The organism is Clostridium sp. NSJ-49 (assembly GCF_014287725.1).
In the GTDB taxonomy this organism is placed as follows: Bacteria; Bacillota; Clostridia; order Clostridiales; family Clostridiaceae; genus Clostridium; species Clostridium disporicum_B.
Window position 1 is genome coordinate 23,444 of the sequence record NZ_JACOOP010000041.1, and the last position, 8,536, is coordinate 31,979.

An 8,536-nucleotide genomic window follows, 5' to 3' on the forward strand; every position below is an offset into this window, starting at 1 on the left:
TTATTTTATTATATACCTATACACCATAATTTGTAATTATGTAAACAAGCCTATATTTATAGCTAAACTTTAAACATCCTCAAATATCTTTATTTTATTTGATTTTACATATTTTATACAAAAAATATGTCTGCAACATCTCTGCTACAGACATATTTCCCTTTAAACAAATCACTTTTTCCTAGACAAAGTCACTTACAAATATTAATGAAGTCAAAATTTACCTCTATTCAGTGAACTAAATCCCTCTATATGCTTCTTTATAAAGTTCTAAAATTTCTTCTCTTACACAAGGTCTTGGATTTCCGCCAGTACAAACATCAGCCATTGCAGCATCTGTTAAAGCTTCTAAATCTTCTTCCTTAACTCCAATTTCCTTTAATGTTTGAGGTATATTACAATCTTTTGATAATTGAATAACTGCATTTATAGCTGCTTCTCTATATTCTTCTTGAGTCATTTCATCAACGCCAGCTACGTTCATAACTCTAGCTATTTCTCTAAATTTTTCTCCTGTATAATCTTTGTTATATCTCATTACATATGGCAATAACACTGCATTTGCTACTCCATGAGGTGTATCATAAAAAGCACTTAATGGATGAGCCATACCATGAACAACTCCTAATCCAACATTTGAGAATGCCATACCAGTCATATATTGACCTAAAGCCATATCTTCTCTTCCTTTTGGATCATTTTCAACTGCCGCTCTTAAGCTTCTTGCTATTATTTCTATTGCCTTTAAATTTAATGTATCTGCTAATTCCCATGCACCTAAAGTAGTATAACCTTCAATAGCATGAGTTAAAGCATCTAATCCTGTGCTTGCTGTTAATCCTTTTGGCATGCTACTCATCATATCTGGATCAACTACCGCAACTACAGGTATATCATGTGGGTCAACACATACGAACTTTCTTCTCTTTTCTTCATCAGTTATAACATAGTTTATAGTAGTTTCAGCTGCTGTTCCTGCTGTTGTTGCTACAGCTATAACTGGTACACTCTTATTTTTAGTTGGTGCTACACCTTCTAAAGACTTAACATCAGCAAATTCTGGATTATTTATTATTATCCCTATAGCTTTTGCAGTATCTTGAGGAGATCCACCCCCAATTGCTATCATATAATCTGCTCCACTTTCCTTAAATCTTTCAACACCATTCTGAACAACTTTTACACTTGGATTAGCTTTTACTTCATCATAGATATCATAAACTAATTCATTTTTATCTAATAAGTTAGTTACCTTCTTAACAACATTAAATCTAACTAAATCTGAATCAGTTACTATTAAAGCTTTCTTAAACCCTCTAGCTTTAACCTCATCAACTATTCCATTTATTGCACCACTTCCATGATAGCTTGTCTCGTTTAACACAAACTTTTTCATTTTATAACCTCCTCATATTTATTCGCCCTATTATTTGTAAATATTTTACATATAAATTATATATCTATTTTCTTAACAAAACAACAATATAGCTAATATATTATCATTCATCATTACACTATTTTTAAATCTATATCAATTACTCTTAAATAATAAATCATGTAAATTTAATTTCAAATTATTCTTTATTTAACCTTAATAATAAAAATAAAAGTGACAGGTTAATAATGAATTTTTTCACTATTAATCCGCCACTTATCACTTGTAACTAAAAATTATATCTCTTGATTATAATTCTATAATTTAATGACTATTATATCTGTTAATCTCAGCTTCCTTATCTTCTTCAAATTTACGTGCTTCACCTATAACTTCCATCTTACCTTCTTTTATAACATTAGTAATATTATTTACAAATTCAAAATGCTCTTTATTTAAATTTAAACTTTCAAAGTTATCTTGAAATTTACTAAAATAATTCATCTTATAATAAGGGAAGTACAATGATAATCCGCCTACTTCAGCCATAGTAGTAGTTTTTCCAGTATATTTAACTGAGTTATTTATAGCATCTATTACTTTTTGTGATGAATTTAAATTTATCATCTCTGCCAATCTTAATATATCTACATGGTCTGTTAAATTCTCTGCATAAGCTTCAACTTCACTTCTTATTAAAGATATTTTTTCAAAGCCACCATTTTCTAACTCTTCATTTATTTCACTTAATAATTTACATATTTCATTATAGGTAACTCTTATCTCAGTTAAATCTGTAATTGACAATACTGCATTTTCTGGAACTTCCCTGCGTGAGTTATGTTCTACAAAATCATCGATAATTATTTTTCCAAGTTCTACTGTATCTATAGATGTATTATTTGATAATTGATTTAGCCAATTAGTATAATACCAGCCTGCAAAAGGTTCAATTTCAGCTGATGCAATTAAATAATCTGCAAAAGGTTCAAGAGTATAAGCTACCTCTACTGTAGACATAAAACACGCGTCAAAACCTATAAAATCAAAATATGTATTACTGTCATCCAAAGCTTTTGCTAAACTATAAACATCCATATTATCATTTTCAAAATTTTCATCATGTCCAAAACCTTCAAGTGTTCCAAAACCATGATTCCAAATTATCAAACCATATCTGTTAGCTGGATAGCTTTCTTTAGAGTAATTTATAAATTCTGTTAAGGTACTTGATTCCGCCATATTCTTTAAACCTACATCATCATTTACTAATTGTAACTCTCCATTTTCAACTGAAAATATTTGTGATCTTTCTTCACTAATTTGATCGTTAGTCCAATCTACACATCCACCTGTTTGAATTAATACATTTACATTTTCACTTATATCTGCAGATAAAATCTCATTTATATCAACACTTGCTGCACCATATTCGGATTCTAAATCTGATCCACACATGTATATCATTAAAGTAACAACGTCTTCATTATTTCCTTTAATATTTGTTCTGTAATCTCTTTTTAAGTTTTCAACTACGCTTTCTTCAACTTCAACAATTTCATTTATTTCATTAACATCATCTTCTATTTGAACAACGGCATTTTCCTCTGATGTACTTTTACTATTTGTACACATAGTAAACATAAAAACAGTTAAAATACTAATTACTATTATTTCTATATATCTATATATCTTTTTCATAAATATCCCCTTAAATTTTAACTACTATAAAATTATATCATAACTTATATAAATCATCTCATAATTTCTAAAAATTGATTATAATAAAATTGTTTAATATTTATATCTAGTACCAAAATATTCATTTATTATATGATATACTTGAAAAAAACTTAAAAGGAGATGATTTTATGACAAAAGAAAATATTAGTATTATCATTTCACCAGCAAAAAAAATGAATATATGTGATGATGATTTATCACCAACTTCTATACCATGCTTTATTGATAAAACACAAATTCTTTATGATACTTTAAAAAGTTTTTCTTATGAAAATTTAAAACAATTACTAGCTTGTAATGATCAAATTGCTGAACTTAACTATGATAGATATTTACATATGGATTTAACTAAAGGTTTTACCCCCTGTATACTTTCATACGAAGGTATTCAATATAAGTATATGTCACCTAATTCTTTTTCCAACGAAGAATTTGAGTATATAAATAAGCATTTAAAAATACTCTCTGGATTTTATGGTGTATTAAAACCTTTTGATGGAGTAACTCCTTATAGATTAGAAATGCAGGCCAAGCTTAAAACGAACAACTTTAAAGACCTTTACGATTTTTGGGGTGACAACATATATAAAGAAGTACGTAAAGATAGTGATATAATCTTAAATCTAGCTTCCAAAGAATATAGCAAAACAATTGAAAAGTACTTAACTCCAGAAGATAAATATATTACCTGTATATTTGGGTCCCTAAAAGACTCTAAGATCAAAGTTAAAGCCACTGAAGCGAAAATGGCTCGAGGTCTTATGGTTAGATATTTAGCTACAAATAATATACATAATATTAATGATATAAAAAACTTTTCTGATTTATCATTTAAATACTCAGAAAAACATTCATCGGAAAATGAATTTGTATTTTTAAAATAAATAACTTAGGGTAATCAAATTATAGTTTATCCAAAGGTTTATCATGATAGTTCCTTGCAGCTCAATTCATTACTCTTACTTTATGTAGTTTTTTAGAAATTTAAGAAATGATTATTACATATCAGAAAATGATAAAATTAATAGTGTAAGAAACATAGAATGAGCTTTAGAACTTTAGCCAATATCGTTGTGAAAATGCGTTAAGAAATTTAAATGTTTGAGCTCGCGAGTTTTTAAATTTTAGCATTTTAACATAAGCTAGTGGCTAAAAGTTCTTAGCGAGTGGGTTAGTTTCTGTAGCTATTAATTTTATTATTTTCTACGTCATATTAATTCGCACTTTATTTCTTAAGTTCCACAATAAGTTTTATATGGAACTTTACTTTCTTTAGGTAATGATATATATTCCTCTTTATCTTCACTATAATCATATGGAGTTTTAAGAACCTCTAAAAGCTTATCCATGACCGTATAATCTGAATTCTTAACAGCAGCTTCTAAGGCCTCTTCAACTCTATGATTTCTTGGGATAATTGATGGATTATTACTTTTCATAAGTTTATATACTTCTTCTTTAGTTTTATCTTGTCTTGTAAGCCTTTGTTGCCATCTTTCATACCATCTATCAAATTCTTCTTTTCCTACCATACCAGTGTCTTCTACTTTATTCATAGTTAACGCTCTAAATGTATTTGTGAAATCTGCTTTATTTTTCTCCATAATGGTTAAAAGTTCATTTATTAAGGCTTCATCTTCAACTTCTTCATTAAATAATCCCAATTTACCTCTCATTCCTGCTAACCATTTTTTCTTGAAGATTTTAGGATATTCAGATATAGTTTCTTGAGCTATATTAATAGCTTCATCCTTATCGTCACTTAATAATGGTAGTAAACTTTCAGCAAACCTTGCAAGATTCCAAGCTCCTATATTAGGTTGGTTTCCATAAGCATAACGTCCACTTCTATCTATTGAACTAAATACGGTACTAGGATTATATATATCCATAAATGCACAAGGTCCATAATCGATGGTTTCTCCACTAATAGTCACATTATCTGTATTCATAACACCATGAATAAATCCTACTAATTGCCACTTAGATATTAAGTCAGCTTGCTTTTCTATTACTTCCTTAAGGAATTTAAGATACTTATTTTCTTCATTAACTAACTCTTTATAATGTCTTTCAATAGTATAATCTGCTAAAGCTCGCAAATCTTCAATTGATCCATAGCTTGCTATATATTGAAAAGTTCCAACTCTTATATGACTAGAAGCTACACGTATTAATACTGCTCCTGGCAATAATCTTTCCCTAATGACTGTCTCACCTGTTTCAACTACGGCTAAACTACGAGTAGTTGGAATTCCAAGACCATACATAGCTTCACTTATAATAAACTCTCTAAGCATAGGTCCTAGTGACGCTTTTCCATCTCCACCTCTAGAGTATGGTGTCTCACCTGAACCTTTTAGCTGAATATCTAATCTTTCATTTTTAGGTGTTATAAATTCTCCTAGCAGTACAGCTCTTCCATCACCTAACATTGTAAAATATCCAAATTGATGTCCTGCATAAGCTTGAGCTATAGGCGTTGTCCCTTCTAAAACTTTATTTCCTGAAAGTATTTCCACACCTTCTGAACTTTCTAAATATTTTACGTCTAATCCTAATTCTTCTGCTAGTGAATAATTAAAAGCAACAAGCTTAGGTTTAGGCACATGACTTGGTTTTTGCTTACTATAAAAAACTTCAGGTAATTTTATATATGTATTTTCTAATTTAATTTTTCTCATCTCCTTCAAAATTATAAATAGTAACTCTTCACATACTTAAGTTACCCATGGTTATAATTTTTATATTAGTTTTTATAAAATTATATATTATTATAATCATTATTAAAAGATAGTTATTATTATAAAATACTTTCTTAATCTCTATATTTATTAACTCACTTATACTTTCAACCTGAAATAATAAGGACCACCAAATAATATTGGTAGCCCAAATCTTTATTTGAACATTCCCCTACTTATCTTATATCTCCTAATTAATCACTCCATATAGTAGGGTCTTCATAGTAATTTATACCTTCATTAAACATTCTTTCGCCTTGTTTTTCTAATCTAACCTTATATTCATTCCAATCTCTATTTTCCTTAGGTGTCCATCCTATCTCTGCATAACCTAATAGCCTTGGATATATCATATAATCCATTTGGTCTTGAGTTGAAATTGTTTCAGTCCATAATGGTGCTTCTATACCTAATACTAAATCTTTTGGTGCAAAATCAGTAGGATCCCAATTATATGCAGTTTCTACTGGAATATATCCTGCCCAATCTAATCCATATGGAGTACTCTCATTATATTTCATATCTAAATAAGTTTTACCTGCTATTGAGATTATCATTTTCATATCCTTTTTTCTAGCCTCTTCATTAGAGTCCTTCCAATTTTGTAATATTACACTTGAATTTATTTCTGGAGATGTATCTATTGGATCCCATCCTATAGGAGTCTTTCCATACTTCTCAGCTATTTTAGCTACTCTTCCTACAAAATAGTTATAATCTGCTTTTGGAGTTGCCTCTGCTTCATCTCCTCCTATATGAAAATATTTTGATGGTGATATTGCTGAAACCTCTTTAATTACATCATCTATAAATTCATAAGTTTTTTCGCTATGGGTCATAAAAGTGCTAAATCCCACTTCTATTCCTGTATATAATGGCTTCTTCTCTCCATCTGGATTTAAAAATCCATAAGATGCCAATGCTGCATTGCTATGTCCAGGCATATCAAACTCAGGAATTATTTCTACATATCTTTCTTGAGCATATTCAACTATTTCTTTAAATTGCTCTTGAGTATAATATCCACCAGGGCCTCCACCCACTTCAGTACTACCACCTATTAAGGTTAAATCTGGATACTTCTTAATTTCCAAACGCCACCCTTGATCATCACTAAGATGTAAATGAACTCTATTTATTTTATATTGAGCAGCTAAATCTATTTGACGCTTTACTTCCTCTTCAGTGAAAAAATGTCTTGCTACATCAATCATCAATCCTCTATAACTATATTCTGGTTTATCCTCTATAGTTGCCACAGGAACTATCCATCTGACATTATCAACAACTGCATTGCCTTCAATATATGCTGGTAATAACTGTCTTAATGTTTGAACTCCTCTTGAAAGCCCTTCTGGTTTAAATGCAATAATCTTAACTCCTTCATCATTTATTATCATCTGATACCCTTCATTACCTTGAGATTCCTCTCCACCTACTGTAGTCAAATAAATATTACCTTGAGGTGGATTATCCCCTTTAATAATATTTAATTCAAACCCTGTTGCTGGTTGTAATTTTTCCTTTAGAAACTCTGCAACTTTATTAATTTCTTTTGTTTCTTTTTCATTTTTACCATTAATATAAATAGAAGTATCTTTAGTTATGTTAAATTCACCAACACCTTCTTCATAACTTAATGGCTTTGGTATAATACTATTACTATTATTCTCTTCTGATTTTACCTCTTTATAATTATTAGCAATTACTATTAAAAAGGTTATTATACCTGCTAATGTTATACTAAATATATTTTTTTTGCTCCACTTCTTATTAAATGTATTCCTCATTTGTTCACCATCCTATACATCAATAAATTTTCATAATAATAAAGCTTATTGTTATTTTATAACCAATAATTATTTTCTATACTTTTGTTATATTAATTTGTTATACAATATTTTTACTATCCTAAAAAGAAAAGTGCTTACCTGAAAACTTTCTAAGTATATAGAAATAAAAAAAATCCCCAGAAGTAAAAACTAAAGGGGTAAAATCTCTACAGTTGCCATAATTTCTAATAATTATTATATATATTAAATTTCTTATGATTCTGTATTAATCTCTAAATTAACTTTTAAGAAGAATGTATCTTTATAACGCATTTTCCAATATATTTATTGCAGCAACTATTAGTATCATTTAAATCATTATCTTCTTTGTTTAACTTCTTGCGACATTTAATAATTCCGACACAATTTATACCTATAAGCTTAATCCTATATTTTACCACATCCTTACAAATAGGAACATCAATAACTATATTGTTGAAAAATACATTATAATTAATACACCTATAAGGTGGTATCCTATTATTAATTGCACAAAATTTTTTGTTTAATATCGCAACATTAACAAACCCATCTCCATCGCCAAAGTCTGCTTGTAACTGCAATACAACAAAATACCTACAACAATTAATTAGTTTGCAAAACTTTACTACAAAACTTACAAGGCTACAATTACTGTTTACATTTATTTCTGCAATATTCCCTAAATCCTTATTGGAACATATTATTTCATCCATCTTTATCACCTTAATAATTAATACTATTTAGGGTTAATCATATTTCTTAACCCTTATATATCAAGGCCTTTATGGCCAAGATTTTTTATATCACTCAAATTTTTCAGTATCATTTTTGCTCCTTTGGATAAAACTAATAGCATATAC

The 8,536-nt window shown here is 28.8% G+C and carries 6 protein-coding genes; 1 reads left to right on the top strand and 5 read right to left on the bottom strand.

What is annotated here, in order from left to right; translation table 11 throughout:
- Nucleotides 1-238 precede the first annotated feature (238 nt).
- Both fucO and H8S10_RS13365 read right to left on the bottom strand, forming a co-directional pair.
- Entirely contained in the window at nucleotides 239-1,396 is a 1,158-nt protein-coding gene (fucO, locus tag H8S10_RS13360) for a lactaldehyde reductase (protein WP_186839215.1), read from the bottom strand.
- A gap of 303 nt (nucleotides 1,397-1,699) precedes the next feature.
- Complete coding sequence (locus tag H8S10_RS13365; RefSeq protein ID WP_186839216.1) at nucleotides 1,700-3,076, bottom strand: clostripain-related cysteine peptidase; 1,377 nt, start codon at nucleotides 3,074-3,076, stop codon at nucleotides 1,700-1,702.
- A gap of 185 nt (nucleotides 3,077-3,261) precedes the next feature.
- Between H8S10_RS13365 and yaaA the strand changes: the two genes are divergently transcribed.
- Entirely contained in the window at nucleotides 3,262-4,002 is a 741-nt protein-coding gene (gene yaaA, locus H8S10_RS13370) for a peroxide stress protein YaaA (RefSeq protein WP_055266350.1), read from the top strand.
- Nucleotides 4,003-4,350: 348 nt separating this feature from the next.
- Here the strand turns inward: yaaA and H8S10_RS13375 are convergent, their stop codons facing one another.
- From H8S10_RS13375 to H8S10_RS13385, 3 genes are all read right to left on the bottom strand, one after another.
- A complete protein-coding gene (locus tag H8S10_RS13375; RefSeq protein ID WP_186839217.1) occupies nucleotides 4,351-5,802 on the bottom strand; it encodes a protein adenylyltransferase SelO in 1,452 nt (483 codons plus the stop codon).
- Nucleotides 5,803-6,056: 254 nt separating this feature from the next.
- Nucleotides 6,057-7,652, bottom strand: coding sequence for a beta-N-acetylhexosaminidase (locus H8S10_RS13380; protein ID WP_186839218.1), 1,596 nt, complete (start codon nucleotides 7,650-7,652; stop codon nucleotides 6,057-6,059).
- Between the two features lie 287 nt (nucleotides 7,653-7,939).
- Nucleotides 7,940-8,389 carry a hypothetical protein gene (locus H8S10_RS13385; protein ID WP_186839219.1) on the bottom strand — a complete coding sequence of 150 codons (450 nt, stop codon included), beginning with the start codon at nucleotides 8,387-8,389 and terminating at the stop codon, nucleotides 7,940-7,942.
- Nucleotides 8,390-8,536 lie beyond the last annotated feature (147 nt).